The organism is Mycobacterium sp. 1165178.9, from assembly GCF_001673555.1.
Lineage (GTDB): Bacteria > Actinomycetota > Actinomycetes > Mycobacteriales > Mycobacteriaceae > Mycobacterium.
Genome location: NZ_LZMB01000597.1, coordinates 1 through 16,946, shown reverse-complemented (window position 1 = coordinate 16,946; position 16,946 = coordinate 1). Strand labels below are relative to the sequence as shown.

Sequence of the window (16,946 nt, the reverse complement as noted above, 5' to 3'; positions counted from 1 at the left end):
CGGGCGGGTAGGCATTGGTGAGCGAGGCCATCGTGTGCCCATAGTCGACCAACAGCGTGATGCCGTTGATGCCGAAGGCGGCGGCGCTGTTCAGGAACGCCATCACGTCGCCCATCTGCTCCGGGGTGTGCACCTTGGAGCCGGTCTCGTCGCGGTAGTCCTGGGCGAAGGTCAGCCACAGGTCGGCGTTGGACTGGGCCAGCGGGGTGTCGGTGGGACCCGGGCAGATCGCGTTGATCCGAATGCCCTTCTTCAGCAGGGGGTAGCCCTGGGTCGCGACGTAGGCGTTGACGACCTTCTTGGAGAAGCCGTAGTGGATGATGCCTTCGGCTTCGTGCGCTTTGACCCACTCCTGAGCGGACGCGAAGTCCGGCGTCGCCAGGAACTCGGTCAGCAGCTCCAGGTCGTTCTCCCAGCCCATGCCGGCGACCGAGGAGATGAAGCAGATCGCCGAGCCCGACGGAAGCTGGTTGCGCTCTAGCAGGCGCTCGATGAGGTGCCGGTGGCCGAGGAAGTTGATCGCCATCAGGTCGGTGGTCCCGTCGGCGATACCGGCGGCGGAGAACACGGCGTGGATCGGGCCGTCCAGCTGTTCGATCGCGGCGTCGATCGACGCGGTGTCGCGCAGGTCGACCTGAATGGACTTGGCGACGTCGTACTTCACCGGCGCGTAGTCCATCACGATGACTTCGGCGCCCAGTTCGGCCGCTGACTTGGCCGCCGCGGCGCCCATGCCAGTCGCGCCACCCACGACGAGAGCGCGCTTGCCGTCGTAGCGCAGCCGATCGACAATGGTCATGGAAATCCCCTTCTCGGATAATGCCAACGCGGTTCTAACTGCTCAACTGTATGGGTAACAGTTATTTGGTTCAATACCGGGGCGGGTTAAGTGAGGTCTATTTGCCGCGGTCCGCGACGCCCCGCAGGACGGTGTCGCGGGCGTGCACCAGACCCGCGCGCGTGCCGATGTCTTGCAGGATGTTCTCCGGTATCCACTGCAGGCCCACGACACAGCGGGACAACATGGCGGTCGACGGCGCGTCGACACCTATTTCGCCCGACCGGATGCCTTCGGAGAGAAGCGTTTTCATTTGCCGCAGCCGCGTGGCATAGAGCCAGCCGGGGTTGGGTGTGTCCGGCGGCGATTGCCGCATCCAGGCCAGCTGGATCCTGAACTCGTCGGAAAAACGGTCGAGCGCATTCACGTTGACCCAGCTCAACGCGTCCAGCTTTTCGATCGGCGTGGAATCCGAGCGCAAGACGCTGACCCAGCCCGCCTCGACCTTCCTGCCGAACGATTCCATGATCGATGCGAGGAGTTCGTCCTTGGACCCGATCACGCGATACACCGTGCCGGTGCCGAGGCCGGCCGCCGACGCGATGTCCCTGATGGTGGTTACCTCGTATCCTCGGCGGCCGAATTCGGCCCGTGCCACGGCACGCACCGCCGCCGCCTTATCGCTCGGGTCCGCGTCGCTGTCGTCGGACCATGTCGCGATGACGTCGCTGGCGGCGGCGAACGCTTTGGATCGGTCCAGTGCCGAGTCGGCCGGGGGCCGAGTTGCCAAACCTTCCAGGATGATTTGGCACAGAAGCCGGGCCACCTGGTCGGGGGCGGACTTGTGGCGCATGACATCGAGTCCGACCTGCAGCATGGTTTGGCAGATCCGGTCGGCCAACGTGGGAAGGTCGATGTTGGGTTTGATGTAACCGCTCCATCGCGCGGCGCGCAGCGTCTGCAGCATCGCCTCTTGAATCGCCACGGGCCGCTGCTGCGTCAGCTTGATCAGCTCCGGGTCCGTACTCGGCCCCTCGTAGAACGACATCTGCAAGGCGGCGCGGTGTTCGACCGCGCAGTCCGCGATCGCCGACCCGAGTCCGATGATCTGTTCGGCGACCGGGCGGGAGTCGGGTTCGTCCAGTCTCGCCTGGGCGGCCCGCCCGATACTCTCCAGGTCGTCCTGGTAGCGGCGGATCAACTCGACGAGGATGGCCTCTTTGGATTCGAAATGGTGATACAGGCTGCCCGGAAGAATGCCTGCGGCATCGGCGATCTCCTGCAGCGACGTCCGCAATCCCGACGACGCGATCAACGACGCCGCGGTGGCCAGGATCTCGGCGCGGCGCGTCGGAGAATCAGTTGTGCTGCTGGCCCGCAGTGACCCGGCCTTCGCCATGGTTAGCGGTGTGCAAATCTGGACGACTGCGCGCCGGCGAACATCCGCATTCGTCCTCTCTTAGCGAACCAAATCTTTGTTAGAGGCTATCAGACTGAGCGCGGTGAAGGCGCTGCACAAAGCCGTAAAAGCCTCATTCTAGAGCGCTGGACCGTCCCAGCGGTCGCACGCGACCACCTCCTCGAGCGGCCTCCGGCGCGCCGGTGAGAACGTGCGGCCCGCACGCAGACGGCCCACCGGTAGGAGACAACCCTGAACGTAGGTCGCCGGAATCCCGAGCAGGTCCCGGATTTCCTCTTCGTAGTGCAGATGCAGGGTGGTGATGCACGTCCCGTAGCCCCGCGTGTGCAGGGCCAACTGGAAATTCCACACCGGGGGGAAGATCGAGCCATACAAGGTGGCCAGGTGAAACGATTCGTCGCCCTCGATGCGCGGCAAATACGGTTCATAGCAAGGGATCACCAGCAGCGGCACGCTCGCCATGTGCTCGACCAGCCACTCCGTCGACGACATGACCCGGCTCTCCGGAGTTCCCCCGGGCATGAGGCCGGCGATCAGGTGTCCGCCGACCCCTAACAGGTAGGCCTGGCGATACAGCTCGGCGATCTTGGTGCGCAGCGCCGGATCCGAGATCACCAGCCAGCGCCATGCCTGGGCATTCGACCCGTTCGCCGCCTGCAGGGCAATGCGCAGGCAGTCGCGGATATCGTCGAGGTCGACCGGCGCGTTGAGGTCGAGCGATTTGCGCGCCGACGGGGTCGCGGTGAGCAGGTAGTCGATCTCCATTACTGACGGCCTGTCTTGGCAAGGCGCGCACCGAGTTCGGTGAGGTAGCCATCGGGACCGCCGAGAAACGCGCTCCAGCTCAGCAGGCGCTTGAGGTACAGGTGAGCATCGTGCTCCCAGGTGTAGCCGATCCCACCGAACACCTGGATGGCGGTGTCGGCCACGGTGGCCAGCCGCCCGGCGAACGCCTTGGCCCGCAGCGCTGCGAGGTGACGCTCTTCGCCCGATTGGCTATCGGCTCCGGGGTATGCGTCGCTGGCCCACAACGCGTGGATGACACCGCTGCGGGCCAGCTCGACCGTCTCGAACATGTCCACACACAAATGCTGGACGGCCTGGAAGGAGCCGATCAGCTGACCGAATTGTGTTCTGTTTTTCGCGTATTCGACGGCGAGGTCCATAATGGCGCGCGCGGCGCCGAGTGCGTCGGCCGCGGTGGCGATCAGTACGTCGTCGATCACCGCGGACAGGTCGTCGGCGGAGGCCGCTGCCAGTCGTTGCGCGGGCGCGGTGTCGAACGTGACGCGGAAACGCTTGCGGGTGGGGTCGATAGCGTGCTCGCCCGTCACCGAAAGCCCGGATGAGCCGGCGCGCACCGCGAAAAGCGCGGTGTGATCGGCGTCTTCAGCGGCCACCAGCAGGACGTCGGCGGCCGCGGCGTCGGGCACCGCGGCGATTTCGCCCCGCAACACGATCGCGTCATCCTGCCGGCTCGCGGAAACAGACGCGTCCGGTGAACCCGGGAAACAGACGGCGGCCACCGTGGTGCCGTCCGCGATGCCCCGTAGCAACTTCGGTGCGATGTCGTTGTCGCCCAGCCGGGTCAGCGCCCGCACGGCGGCCACGGCGGTCGACAACCACGGGCCCGGATGCAGCGCGGCGCCCAGCTCTTCGGCGACGATGCCGGCCTCGACCATCGTCATGCCGGCGCCGCCGTACTCTTCGGGCACGAGCAGGCCGGTGGTTCCGAGATCGGCGAGGCCGCGCCATACCGTCTCGTCCGTTCCGGTCGGATCGTCCAGCAGCGCGCGGACATGTTGTGAAATCGATGCCTTCTCGGCCAGGAAGCGCCGTGTTGTATCCCGCAGCGCCACTTGCTCGTCGGTGAGTTCGAGGTTCATTTGCGCGGCAGCCCCAGCACTCGTTGCGCGGTGATGTTCTTGTTGATCTGAGTGGTACCGCCCGCGATGGTCAGCGACCGCGACGTCAGACGGTAGTTCGCCCACGGCGCGCCTGCGCCCTGGCTGCCGAGAGTGTCAAAGGCCAGTGCCGCCAGGTCCTGGCCGATCTCGCCCCACACGGTCTTGGCGAGGCTGGCGGATCCGAACGCATCGCCCCCATGCAGTGTCGCCGAGATCGACCGCTGGCACAGGACCTCGAGATACTTGATGCGGACCGCGATTTCGCCGAGGTGCCGCAGCGTCACCGGATCGTCCAGCGCGCCGTTGTCGGCGGCGGCAAGGTCGTTGACCAGCTCTTCGAGCCGGGCCTGCATCTCCGCGTACAGCCTCGCCGCCCCGGCGCGCTCGTGGCTGAGCGTCGTGGTGGCCACCTGCCAGCCCGCGTTGAGCGGACCCAGCAACGCGTCGGCCGGCACGCGCACGTCGTGAAAGAACACCTCGGCGAAGTCGGCGTCACCGTTGAGAGTGACCAGCGGGCGGACTTCGATGCCGGGTAGTTTCATGTCGACGATCAGGCAGGAGATCCCCTTGTGCTTGGGCGCGTCGGGATCGGTGCGTACGTAGAGCTGACACCAGTCGGCCCGATGCCCCAGCGAGGTCCAGATCTTCTGGCCGTTGACGACGAAGTCGTCACCGTCTCGCACGGCACGGGTGCGCAGCGCCGCGAGATCGGACCCCGCCTCGGGCTCCGACATTCCCTGGCACCAGATGTCGTCGGCGCGCATCATGCGGGGGAGCAGGGTGAGCTTCTGGGACTCGGTGCCGTACTGCATGATGGCCGGCGCTATGTTATTCAGCCCAATCACGTTGAGCGGCACGGGAGCCCGAGCGCGGGTGGTCTCTTCGGTGTAGACCAGCTGTTCGAGCACCGTGGCGCCGCGCCCGCCGTACTCGGCTGGCCAGGACACGGCGGCCCAGCCCGCATCGGCCATCGTCGCGTTCCATGCGCGCAGCATCTCGAACGCGGCGTCGTCGCGGCCGGTGGGCCGGCGGGCCGCCACCAGTTCGTCGGTCAGGTTCTGCCGCAGCCAGTCACGCAGCTCGCTGCGAAACTGTTCCACTTCCGCCGGGTATGAAAAGTCCACGTTCCTCTGTCTCAGTGTCGTAAACCGTGTGACCAAGCCGGACTTTACGGTTGAGCGGATATCTGGTCAATGATGTTGGCGGCCATGCGCGACGCCGCGAGTGGTGGATCGCATGAGGCGTGCGTCCCGGCCTGATTCCCCATCCAGATCAGCTCCCTAGGGGTTCGGGGAATGCGACCTCGGCGTTGGCCGGCATCGGGCTGACACCCCGTCGGTCACACACTTCCAGCACCTCATCGAAGATCGATGCGGGCACGATGAACTTCTCCGTCGATGAGATCTGCTCGAGATGCGCCTCGATGTCCTCGGCCGTTGGCCGGCTCTCGGCGTCGGCGAGCCAGCCTTCGGTGAGGCCGACGAACACCCGCGCATAGCGGCCGGCGGCCGCGGAATAGTTGCGGTGAGTGAACGTGCAGGCGGCGCTGGCCAAAAACGTCACCAGCGGCACGACGAGCTCCGGTCGGATCGCTTGCATGAAGCCGGATTCCGCGAGGAACTTCTCGTCACCGACCGTCTCGGTCACCATTCGCGAGAAGCCGGTGGGCATAACGGAATTGGCGAGTATCCCGTGCGGTTCGCCTTCGATGGCGATGACGTTCGTCAATCCGACCAGACCGGCCTTGGCCGCCGCATAGTGGGCCTCCATCGGCTGGCCGAAGATCCCGGCGGACGACGAGATGAACACGAATCGTCCGCCCCCGTTGTTCTTCATCACGCGATATGCGGGCGAAGACAGGTGAAAGCCGCCGTCGAGGTGCACGCGCAGCATCCGCGTCCAGTCGTCGTGCGAGAGGTCCTCGAAGGGCACGCTGCCGAAAATGCCGGCATTGCTGACGACGGCGTCAAGGCGCCCGAACGCGTCCACCGCGGCATCGATGATCGCCTGGCCGCCCGCCGCGTTGTCCACGGAGTCGTACGAGGCGATCGCGGTGCCGCCGGCCTGCTTGATCTCGTCGACCACGTCGTCGGCGACTTTTGAGTCGGAACCGTCGCCGCGCATCGAGCCGCCGAGGTCGTTGACCACCACGGCGGCGCCGCGGCGGGCCAGGTCCAGGGCGTACAGCCGACCCAGCCCCCGACCGGCCCCGGTCACCACCACGACCTGGCCGGTGAAGTCAATCATCGTGTGCTCCTGATTCATTGACTGCTGTGCTGCCGGACTTTACGGTGGAACAGATATTTGGTCAACAATCTGGAGGTTGAGCGTGGGGGACGGCGCCCGTGTCGACCGCTTGCAGGTCCTGGGCATGCTCGCTTCCGCGCTGGCGGGCCGAGCCGTCGCGGTCGACGGGCTGTCACGGGGCGAACCGGTGTGGACCGATGGCCAGACTATTTTCGTCGATGCCGCCGCGGGTCCGCTCGCGCAACTCGAGGCCGTGGCCGTGCAGGCGTCGATGATCGCCGCCGGCAGCCTGGAGCCCGATCTCGTGGGAGCACTGGTCCGGCACCGCAAGCTGGCCAAGCGCTACCTTTCGATCGAAGGCCACCGCGCGCTTGTCGCGAATGCCCCCTTGCTCCCAAGTGTTTTGGCGTCGCTGGCGAACCGTGATATCGCGGATCGCAGCGATTCACCCCGTGCGTCCCTCGCGATCGCGGCGTCAAGGGTGGCGCTCGAGGACCCGGCACCGGAGTTCGGCGTCATCCGTGCGGCAAAGGTCGTTGCCGCGCGCGCCCAAGTCGCGAAACAAGACGAAGGGGCGAAGCCCGGGCATGTGCCAAGGAGCAACGGCGCAACGGAGCTCGAGGAACTCGACGACGGCGAGGTGGACGACTCCGACGATCCCGACTTGTTTACCAGCCCGGTTGGCGGGGGCGGGTTCATCGGTAAGTGGCTGAAAAAGATGCTGTCGTCCGCACGTAAGACCGGGAGTGGCGGCGGCCCGCCCGGCGCGGACAGCCCGACCCACCGGACCAACTCCGGCAAGCGCGGCGCCTACGCCGTCGCATCACTCGCCTCGACCTCCGGTGACGACGACGCAGACGCCGACCATGAAGGGCAAACCGCCGCGGACGGTGTGCGGTATCCGGAATGGGACGTCGCGCGCAAGAGCTATCGGCCGGCCTGGTGCACGGTGCGTGAGGTCGAGCCACAGATCAAGGCTTCGGCCACCCAGGCCATCGACGACGCCATCGGGGTGCGGCGGCCGCTGTCGCGGCTCGGCATGGGCCTGCACCGTCGCCACCGGCAGCCGCAGGGCGACGACATCGACATTGATGCCGCGGTTGAAGCCCGGGTCGAGGTGCGGGCCGGATCGGTGCCCGACGAGGCCGTGTATCTCGACAGCCTGCGGCGCCGGCGCGACCTCTCGGTCCTGCTCCTGCTGGACGTGTCGGGCTCGTCGGCCGAACCCGGAACGGTCGGGCGCACGGTGCACGAACAACAGCGTGCGGCGGTCGCCAACCTGACCGTGGCGTTGCACGATCTCGGTGACCGCGTCGCGCTGTACGCCTATTACTCGCAGGGCCGGCGCGCGGTGACCATGGTGCCCGTCAAACGGTTCGACGACCAGCTGAACGCCCAGGTCATCAGGCGCCTTAACAGTTTGGAACCAGGCGCGTATTCGCGGCTGGGCGCGGCGATCCGCCACGGTTCGGCGACCCTGGAGGCGCGCGGCGGCACGTCACGCCGGCTGCTGGTGGTGCTCTCCGACGGGCTGGCCTATGACCACGGATACGAGCGGGCCTACGGTGCCGCCGACGCGCGCCGCGCGCTGACCGAGGCCCGCCGCCGGGGGACCGGCTGTGTGTGCCTGACCATCGGCGCCGGAACCGACGTGCAATCGCTGCGCCGGGTCTTCGGCAGCACCGCGCACGCGACCATCGCGCGACCCGATCAGCTCGCCGGTGTCATCGGACCCCTGTTCCGCTCCGCACTCCGATCGGCGGAGGTTCGCCGCAGGGTGTCGGTGATGCCAAGTCCCAGAACACAGTTGGCGCTCGAAGGCGCCGGCACCGCCCCACCGGGCACTTGAAACAAACATCTGTTCCGGCTAGGCTCCAATGGCCGGAAGTAGCAGAAGGGAAGCTATGGCCACCGAGTCCGGGCTTGCTTACTTCAACGGCGGTCCGTCCGACGCGGTCGGAAAGGAAGCAGTGCGGCCCTATTACCAAGCGGTCGGCAGCGAAGAGGCCGTTTTCAAGGCGGCCTACCGCCAGGGCCTGTCGCTGGTCCTGAAGGGTCCGACGGGGTGCGGCAAGACCCGATTCGTCGAGGCGATGGCGTATGACCTGGGCCGGCCGCTGATCACCGTCGCGTGTCATGACGACCTCACCACCGCGGACCTGGTCGGCCGGTATCTGCTGCGCGGAGACGAGACCGTGTGGGTCGACGGCCCGCTGACCCATGCGGTGCGTGAGGGAGCGATCTGCTACCTCGACGAAGTGGTGGAAGCCCGGCAGGACACCACCGTGGTGCTGCATCCGCTTGCCGACTATCGGCGACAACTGCCGATAGAGCGACTCGGCATCACGCTGGACGCGGCGGCGGGATTCGGCCTGGTCGTCTCCTACAACCCCGGCTATCAGAGCGTGCTGAAGGATCTGAAGGATTCGACGCGGCAGCGGATGGTCGCCATCGAATTCGATTTCCCCACCGCCGATATCGAAGAGGGCATCGTCGCGCACGAGGCCGGCGTGAACGGATCCACCGCGGCGGAGCTGGTCCGTTTCGGGCAGGCGATCCGCCGGCTGGAAACCGGGGGGCTGCGTGAGGTCGCGTCGACGCGGGTGCTGATCGCCGCGGGCAGGCTGGTCGCCGAGGGCCTGGGCATGCGAGAGGCGGCCCGCGCCGCGATCGCGGGACCGCTGACCGACGACGTGGCGGTGGGCAAGGCGCTGGGCGAAATGATCGAGATCTACCTGGCGCCGGACGGGTCCAGCGGGTCCGATGATTGACGCTGCATACCACCCCCGCTATGGTCTGAACAAATATTAGGTTTTTTGGATCGGCGCGCGCAAATTGTCACCTGGGAGGTCGGATGTCCTACGAGAGCAGCGCAGAGCCGATCAAGGTCGGCTATCTGATGGACTTCACGCTCCCGCCGGGATTCCCCGAGGAGTTATTCGCCTCCTTCACCCAGACTTTCGACCTCATCTTCGAAGAGGCGGTCGCCCAGGGCCTGATGGACCGTCCCGTGCAGATGATCTATCGCGAGGTGGAGGGTCTGCCCAAGGGTTCGGTCAAGGCGGTGATCGATGCGTATGGCGAACTGGTCGACGAGGGCTGCCTCGTCGTCTTCGGTCCGAACATCACCGATAACTGTGTGCCGTTGCGAGAAGCGATCGAGGAACGGTTCAAGGTGCCCGCGATCAGCGTGACCGGCACCGACGATTGGCTGGGCGAGTGGACGTTCTCGTTTCCCCAAGGATCGATGACCGATGAGCCGATCTTTTTGGCCGACCTCATCGCCAAACGCGGCCTCGCCGAGATCGGGGTGCTGGTCGAGCAGAGCCTCATAGGCGAGAGCTACCTGAAGAACCTGCGAAGTGCCTGTCGGCGCAAAGGCATTCGCATCGTGGCGGAGGTTTCGATCGCCCAGACGGCTCAGGACATCAACGCCGCGGTCCAGACGCTCCATGAGGCCAAGTCCGAGGCGATCGTGCACCTGGGATTCGGATTCGGCATCGTGTTCATCAACCCGGCGCTCGAGGCGCTCGGTTGGGACCCGCCCCGCTTCACCACCACCGCGTGGCAGAACGCATGGGTCAACCCCATCATGTGGAACGCGTTCATGGGCTGGACCGGTGTCGACCAATACGACGAGGCGAACCGGATCGGCCAGGACTTCCTCGACAGCTACGCGAAGAAATACAACGGCAGTCGCCCCGAGTTCTGCGTGACCGTAGTGAACCGCGACGTCGCCGCGACGCTCGTGCGAGCGTTCACCGACGCCCATCCGCTGAGCCCGCGCGGCGTCAAGGAGGCGCTGGAACGGGTGAAGATGATGCCCGCCGCCTCGGGCGCACCCGGGACCCGGGTGTCGTTCGGCAAATGGACGCGCCGGGCCTGGATGGGTGCTGGGTATCTGGTGGCACGCACCCTCGATGCCGACGGCGTCAACTCGCATCTGGTCGATCGCTTCGGAGAGGAGGGCTGACTCGATGTCTACCGAACAAACGACACCGCCTGCCGCGCAGGAGGAACCGGCCGTCCCGCAGCGAAAAGACAAGCGCGGCTGGGGCGGTTGGATCGCCGGCGCGGCACTGGCCGCGTTCGCGCTCTTCTTCATCACCAATTGCCGTGTGGCCCTTGACCCTCGCGTCGCGAACCCGAACGTGGTTGGGCGGCCCCGCCCGGTGAAATTCACGTTCGGGCTGGACTACATCGGGTTCCTGGACTGGGCCACGGTCGGGGCACTGATCCTGCTGTTGATCGTGTTCATCAGGGGCTGGCGCCGCAATCCGGGTAGCCCGGTGATGTTGATGTTCCTGTGTACCACGCTGATCGTGTGGCAGGACCCGATCATGAACTGGTCACCGTTCGCCGTCTACAACCCCGATCTCGTTCACTGGCCGGAATCCTGGCCGCTGGTGTCGTTATCGCCGACGGTCGAACCATTTGTGGTCTTCGGCTACGTGATGTTCTATTTCGGGCCCTATTTCCCAGCGGTCTGGATCCTGCGCCGACTGCAGGCAAAGTACGGGCCCACGAGTTACGTGTCGCGGCATCCGTTGGTCAGCCTGGGCCTGATCACCCTGGTGATCGGGTTCATTTTCGATGCCTTCCTGGAAAACATTCTGGTCCACTGGGGCATGTACATCTACTCGCAGGTGATCCCGTGGGGATCGGTGTTCACCGGCACCACCTTCCAGTTCCCGCTGATCTGGGAGTCGTTCTCGGTGTGCTTCGTGATGGTGCCGGCCGCGATCCTGTGCTACCGCGACGACACGGGTAAGTCGGTGGCGGAAAAGCTTGCCGCAAAAGCGAAGTTGTTCCCGGCGCGTCCGGTGCTGGGCACCTTCTTGGTGATGTTCGTCATCATCAACGTGTCCTACTTCGCCTACGGGGCCTGGTTCTGGGCCATCAAGGCCAGCCACGCCGCCACTTCGGTAGCCTGCCCCTGGCCCTATCCGGAGGCCAAAGTATATGACCCGCAAGGGTATTACGAGAAGGCCGGCGCGCAAGGACCATACTCGGTCGGAATCTGGTCGACCTGGGCCAGCGGGGAGCCCAACGGTCGGCCACACGTCCAACCGCCGCCGCCCGGTCAGGGCGCCTGCGCAACCCAGGGCAAGAATGGCTGAGCCACGCACGGTCGTCATCACCGGCGCGTCCCGCGGACTGGGCTTCGCCTCGGCCCTGCGGATGTACCGGGAGGGGTGGCGCGTGGTCGCGGCCATGCGCACTCCCGACCGAGGAATGCCGCTGCTGCGCCAGGCTATTCAGGAACAGGGGCTGGCCGCCCCTGACGACGAACGGTTGATCGGCGTCCAGCTCGACCTGACGGACAGCGCGTCCATCGCCGCGGCGGCCAAGGCGATCGAAGAGACGGTGGGCGCACCGTACGCACTGGTGCACAACGCGGGAATCTACGTCGCCGGCATGGTGGAGGAGATTGATACGGCGTTGTGGCAGCAGATGTTTGCCACTAGCGTTCTCGGCCCGGTCGCATTGACTCAGGCCCTGCTGCCGTCGATGCGAGCGGCTGGGGAGGGACGAATCGTCCTGGTATCCAGCGCGACCGGGGTGCGCGGCCAGCCGGTCACCGCGCCGTACTCCGCGGCGAAGGGGGCGCTGGAGCGGTGGGGCGAATCGATGGCGTGCGAGATCGCCCCTTTCGGGCTGGGCGTCACCGTCTTGGTCGCCGGCTTTTACGACACCGAGATCATCACCGATGCGGGCATGACCGACAATCGGAACTTCGAAGGCCCGTACGCCCGGCTGCACACCACCATGAACACCCGCCACAAGTTCGCGATGCGATTGGCGAGGCCGCCGGAAAAGTTCGCCGACGGGGTGGTCAAGGCGCTGGCTGACAGCAAGCCGTTCCGGCGTCGCGGGGTGGACCAGGATTCATCAATGCTTCTGGCGCTCAACAGGATTCTGCCGTCATCCGCAATGCACCACATGTCGCGCATCATGCTCGGCATACCCAAACAGGGGTCCATGCGGCATGGGGCGTGGCCGTTGACAGCCGGCCAGCGGGCGATGGTGGTGGTCGCGAAAGTCCTTCCGCAACCGGTGTTGCAACGGTTGGCAGCATTAGCGGCGAAGCGCCGCAAAGGGAATGAGGAATAGGCATGGAACAGCTTTTCGACGACCTAGATGATTTCGGCGCCTTCGACGACGCGATATCCGGTGACGTGCGGGACCCGTACACCGAATTGGCGCGGCTGCGCCGCGAAGAGCCGGTGCAGCGACTCGAGACGTCGGGAGCGCTTCCGCACGAGGAAGGGCTGCCGATGTTCATCGTGTATCGCCACGAGGACATCCAGCAGATGCTGCGCGACAACGAGACATTCTCCTCGGCCGCGGTCATCGCCGCATTCGGGCCCGTGCTGGGTGAAGGCGTGATGCTTGGCATGGACGAGCCGATCCATGGCCGGTTGCGTTCATTGGTATCGAAGGCGTTCTCGCAGAAGTCGCTGGCGCGCTGGCAGGACGAGTTGGTCGGCCGCGTGGCGAACAGCCTGATCGACAAGTTCGCGCCCAATGGCAAGGCCGATCTGGTCAAGGAATTCACCTTCGATTATCCGAGCCAGATCATCGCGGGGCTGCTGGGCCTGCCGGAAAGGGATTACCCACAGTTCCAGCGATGGTCGATCTCGCTGCTGAGCTGGCTCATGAACCCCGAACGCGGACTTGCGGCCTCGGCCGCCCTGTGCGAGTACTTCGCGCCGATACTCGAGGCGCGCCGGGCCAATCCGAAGGACGATCTGATCAGCGCGCTCGGTGCGGCCGAGATCGACGGGGAAAAGCTTGCGGACGAGGAGATCTTCTCGTTCCTTCGGCTGCTGTTGCCGGCGGGCGTCGAGACGACCTACCGCGCACTCGGCAGCCTGCTTCTGGCGCTGTTGTCGGATCCGGCGCAGCTGGATGCCATCCGCGCGGATCGATCGTTGCTGCCCCAGGCGATCGAGGAGGGCGTGCGCTGGGAGTCACCGCTGTTGACCATCACCAGGGTGGCGACTCGCGACACCGAACTCGGAGGCGTGGCGATCCCGGCCGGCGCGACGGTGATGCCGATGCTCGGTTCGGCCAACCGGCAGGACGACCGCTATCCCGATCCGAACAGGTTCGACATCCATCGGGAGGCCCGAGCGCACCTGGGCTGGGGGCATGGCGTCCACGTCTGTCTGGGCATGCACCTGGCGCGGCTCGAGATGCGCACCGCCATCAACCTTCTGCTGGACCGGCTGCCGAATCTGCGGCTGGACCCCGACGCGGACGACCCTCATATCCGCGGTCAGGTCTTCCGTTCACCGACGTCGGTTCCGGTGCTGTTCGACCCCCGATAAGCGGCCCCGCCCGAGGCCTCGCTTGCCAATCGGCTAGTTTCCAGTAAGGCTCCCCGTAGGGTAACCAGCGCTCCGCGGGCCGCCCCTCTACCGAGTCAGAAGAGAGTGACAGATATGACTGAGGCTGTAAAGGTCCGCTTCGAGCCGAAGATGATGATCGACGGCAAGCTCGTCGAAGGCCAGGCCGGTACCTTCACCAACATCAACCCCGCGACCGAGGAGTCCCTCGGCGAGGTCTCGGACGCCTCGAAGGAGGACATGCACCGGGCCATCGACGCGGCCCGGCGCGCCTTCGACGAGACCGACTGGTCGACCAACAAGGAGCTGCGCAAGCGCTGCCTGCTGCAGCTGCACGAGGCCATCGAGTCCGAGATCGACGAGCTGCGCGAGGAGCTCATCCTCGAGGTCGGCTCGCCCCGCGCGATCACGTTCGGCCCGCAGCTCGACGCGCCACTGGAAGACGGGCTGAAGTACCCCGCCCGCCTGATCGACGAGTACGCCTGGGAGACTGATCTGGGCGATAAGGTCATCAGCCTCACCGGCACGCTCACTACTCGCAAGGTCTGGCGCGAGCCGGTCGGCGTGGTCGGCGCGATCGTGCCGTGGAACTTCCCGTTCGAGGTCACCCTCAACAAGCTCGGCCAGGCGCTGGGCACCGGCAACACCGTGGTGCTCAAGCCGGCGCCCAACACGCCGTTCAACGCGAACCGGCTCGGGCGCCTGATCGCCGAAAAGACCGACATCCCCGCGGGCGTCGTCAACGTCGTCACCGCGTCGGACCACTTCGTCGGCGAGGAGCTCACGCTGTCGCCGAAGGTCGACCTGATTTCGTTCACCGGATCCACGGTGGTCGGCAAGCGCATCATGGAAAAGGGCGCCGCCACCATGAAGCGGCTGTTCCTGGAACTCGGCGGCAAGTCGGCCACCATCGTGCTGGAGGACGCCGACTTCGGGACTGCGTGCATGGTCGGCATCGCGCCGTGCATGCACGCCGGCCAGGGTTGCGCCAACCCGACCCGGCTGCTGCTTCCGCGGTCCCGCTACGACGAGGGCGTGGAGATCCTCAAGAACATCTACGAGAACGTCACGTGCGGCGACCCGCAGGACCCCGGAACGCTGTGTGGGCCGGTGATCTCGCAACGACAGTTCGACCGCGTGACGGGCTACATCAAGAAGGGCGTCGAAGAGGGTGCCACGGCGCTGGTCGGCGGACCGGGTGCGGAAACCGGTTTCGACAAGGGATATTTCATCCGGCCAACGCTTTTCACGAACGTCGACAACAAGATGACCATCGCCCAGGAGGAGATCTTCGGCCCGGTGCTCTCGGTCATTCCGTTCGAAGACGAGGAAGACGCGATCCGGATCGCCAACGACAGCGTGTACGGGCTGGCCGGCAACGTGTTCGCGGGCTCTCTCGAGCGGGCGCTGTCGGTGACCCGCCGGATCAAGGCCGGCTTCATGGGCGTTAACGGCGGAGCTCCCTACGGCGCCGACACGCCGTTCGGTGGCTACAAGGAAAGCGGTGTGGGACGCCAGAACGGCATCGCCGGATTCGACCAGTACACCGAGATCAAGTCGGTCGCATACCCGGCCGGCTAGGAATCACCCTTCGACGAGATTGCCGTCAGGGTCGCGGTTTCGAACGATCGCGACCGTGGCGGCAATCTCGTTTGAGCCGCTCGGCAGCGGTTGTTTGAGTGTGCAGACGATGCTGTGCTGGCAGTAGTGGTCATCGCCCCTGTCGTATTCCTTGAAGCGATGGGCAACTTGGGTGCCTTTGCACCGAGGATCCCCCGATTTCCGCGCCCTGCTCGCCGTACGTCTTCGTCAGGCGGTTCGCCTTCGCCGAGCCTGTGCGGTCCTGTGCACACCTCGATCGCGCGATCCTGGGATGCTCTGCTTGACCTAATATTTGTTCAGCTCTAGATTGGCAGGAGAGGTTGCGTCGCCCGGGTTGACGTTGGTGGGGCGGTTACCTGGATGCCTAGGAGTCCTGTTGAGCGAATTCGAATCGGTTGATTTCTTCACTGACCTGTCCCTGATTCCGGACCCCTACCCGTACTTCGACCAGCTGCGCGCGCGATGCCCAGTGCTGCCGCAACCTGACCAGGGCGTCATGGCGGTAACGGGACACTCCGAAGCCCTCGCCGTTTACAAAGATCCTGCGTTCTCGTCTTGTGTCTCGGTCGCCGGCCCATTCTCGGGGTTGCCATTCGAGCCCGAGGGTGATGACATCGGCGGCCTGATCGAACAGCATCGCTCGCAGATCCCGATGAGCGAACACATCGTGACGCAAGACCCGCCGGAGCACGCCCGGACGCGAGGTCTGCTCAGTCGCCTGCTAACGCCCAAGCGGCTCAAGGAAAACGAAGACTTCATGTGGCGACTCGCCGATGAGCAGCTCGAGGAGTTCTTATCACGCGGCAGTTGTGAATTCCTCGACGAATACGCGCGACCGTTCTCCGGGTTGGTGATCGCCGACCTCCTGGGCGTTCCCGTTGAGGACCATGAAGAGTTTCGGGATGTGTTCTCCGGCAAGTTCTCCGGTGGGGTCGAGGACGACTCGGTGACGCGCGCGCACAATCCGCTGGAATACCTCGACGAGAAGTTCACCACCCACATCACCGAACGCCGCCGACAGCCACGCGAAGACGTGCTGACCGAGCTGGCCCAGGCGAAGTATCCAGACGGCTCGACGCCGGACGTCATCGACGTGGTCCGGCTGGCGACGTTTCTGTTCGCGGCCGGTCAGGAAACCACCACCAAGCTGCTCAGCTTCGGGGTCCGCATCCTCGCCGAGAATCCGGAGTTGCAGGAGCTGCTCCGCGAAGACCGTAGCCGGATACCGAATTTCGTCGAAGAGACGCTGCGCATGGAAAGCCCGGTCAAGTGCCACTTCCGGATGGCGCGCACCACGACCTCGATCGGTGACGTCGACATCCCGGCGGGCAGCACGGTGATGCTGCTGCCCGGTGCGAGCAACCGGGATGCACGAAAGTTCGAGCGGCCCGACGAGTTCCAAATCGACCGGCCGAACGTGCGCGAGCATGTGGCCTTCGGCCGCGGCAATCATTCGTGCCCGGGCGCACCGCTGGCCCGTGCGGAGGGGCGAATCTCGTTGAACCGCATACTCGACCGGATGGCGGACATCGCTATCACGGAAGCCAAGCACGGCCCATCGGACGCCCGGCGCTACACCTACGACCCGACCTGGCAGATGCGGGGACTGTCTGAGTTGCACCTCGAATTCACCCCGATTT

The 16,946-nt window shown here is 65.5% G+C and carries 14 protein-coding genes; 8 read left to right on the top strand and 6 right to left on the bottom strand.

Going from position 1 to position 16,946, the window contains the following annotated elements; translation table 11 throughout:
* The 6 genes from A5652_RS26165 to A5652_RS26140 all read right to left on the bottom strand — a co-directional run.
* The coding region (locus A5652_RS26165; RefSeq protein WP_067358875.1) for an SDR family oxidoreductase at window positions 1-799 on the bottom strand (799 nt) is incomplete at its 3' end.
* Window positions 800-896: 97 nt separating this feature from the next.
* Entirely contained in the window at window positions 897-2,177 is a 1,281-nt protein-coding gene (locus A5652_RS26160; protein ID WP_067358873.1) for a TetR/AcrR family transcriptional regulator, read from the bottom strand.
* 138 nt (window positions 2,178-2,315) lie between these two features.
* Window positions 2,316-2,963, bottom strand: coding sequence for a nitroreductase family protein (locus A5652_RS26155; protein WP_067358871.1), 648 nt, complete (start codon window positions 2,961-2,963; stop codon window positions 2,316-2,318).
* On the bottom strand, window positions 2,963-4,084 hold the full coding sequence (locus tag A5652_RS26150) for an acyl-CoA dehydrogenase family protein (protein WP_067358869.1): 1,122 nt from the start codon (window positions 4,082-4,084) through the stop codon (window positions 2,963-2,965). Before A5652_RS26150 ends, A5652_RS26155 begins: the two co-directional genes overlap by 1 nt.
* Window positions 4,081-5,229 (bottom strand): acyl-CoA dehydrogenase family protein, encoded by a 1,149-nt coding sequence (locus tag A5652_RS26145; RefSeq protein WP_067358867.1) that lies wholly within the window; start codon window positions 5,227-5,229, stop codon window positions 4,081-4,083. Before A5652_RS26145 ends, A5652_RS26150 begins: the two co-directional genes overlap by 4 nt.
* 148 nt (window positions 5,230-5,377) lie before the next feature.
* Window positions 5,378-6,352, bottom strand: coding sequence for an SDR family NAD(P)-dependent oxidoreductase (locus A5652_RS26140; protein WP_067358877.1), 975 nt, complete (start codon window positions 6,350-6,352; stop codon window positions 5,378-5,380).
* A 124-nt stretch (window positions 6,353-6,476) separates the two neighbouring features.
* On the opposite strand from A5652_RS26140, the gene A5652_RS26135 reads away from it, so the two are divergent.
* The 8 genes from A5652_RS26135 to A5652_RS26100 all read left to right on the top strand — a co-directional run.
* Window positions 6,477-8,201: a nitric oxide reductase activation protein NorD gene (locus A5652_RS26135; RefSeq protein ID WP_369805886.1), complete on the top strand. Its 1,725-nt coding sequence runs from the start codon at window positions 6,477-6,479 to the stop codon at window positions 8,199-8,201.
* 55 nt (window positions 8,202-8,256) lie between these two features.
* A complete protein-coding gene (locus A5652_RS26130; protein ID WP_067358861.1) occupies window positions 8,257-9,123 on the top strand; it encodes a CbbQ/NirQ/NorQ/GpvN family protein in 867 nt (288 codons plus the stop codon).
* Window positions 9,124-9,206: 83 nt separating this feature from the next.
* Window positions 9,207-10,325 carry an ABC transporter substrate-binding protein gene (locus A5652_RS26125; RefSeq protein ID WP_067358859.1) on the top strand — a complete coding sequence of 373 codons (1,119 nt, stop codon included), beginning with the start codon at window positions 9,207-9,209 and terminating at the stop codon, window positions 10,323-10,325.
* A gap of 4 nt (window positions 10,326-10,329) precedes the next feature.
* Window positions 10,330-11,472, top strand: a complete 1,143-nt coding sequence (locus A5652_RS26120) for a spirocyclase AveC family protein (RefSeq protein WP_067358856.1) — start codon at window positions 10,330-10,332, stop codon at window positions 11,470-11,472.
* A complete protein-coding gene (locus A5652_RS26115; RefSeq protein WP_067358854.1) occupies window positions 11,465-12,466 on the top strand; it encodes an SDR family oxidoreductase in 1,002 nt (333 codons plus the stop codon). The genes A5652_RS26120 and A5652_RS26115 overlap by 8 nt, the downstream gene beginning before the upstream one ends.
* 2 nt (window positions 12,467-12,468) lie before the next feature.
* Window positions 12,469-13,686 carry a cytochrome P450 gene (locus A5652_RS26110; RefSeq protein WP_067358852.1) on the top strand — a complete coding sequence of 406 codons (1,218 nt, stop codon included), beginning with the start codon at window positions 12,469-12,471 and terminating at the stop codon, window positions 13,684-13,686.
* A 114-nt stretch (window positions 13,687-13,800) separates the two neighbouring features.
* Window positions 13,801-15,285 (top strand): aldehyde dehydrogenase family protein, encoded by a 1,485-nt coding sequence (locus A5652_RS26105; protein ID WP_067358850.1) that lies wholly within the window; start codon window positions 13,801-13,803, stop codon window positions 15,283-15,285.
* Between the two features lie 397 nt (window positions 15,286-15,682).
* Window positions 15,683-16,946, top strand: a 1,264-nt coding sequence (locus A5652_RS26100; RefSeq protein WP_067358847.1) for a cytochrome P450, incomplete at its 3' end; no start/stop codon positions are given.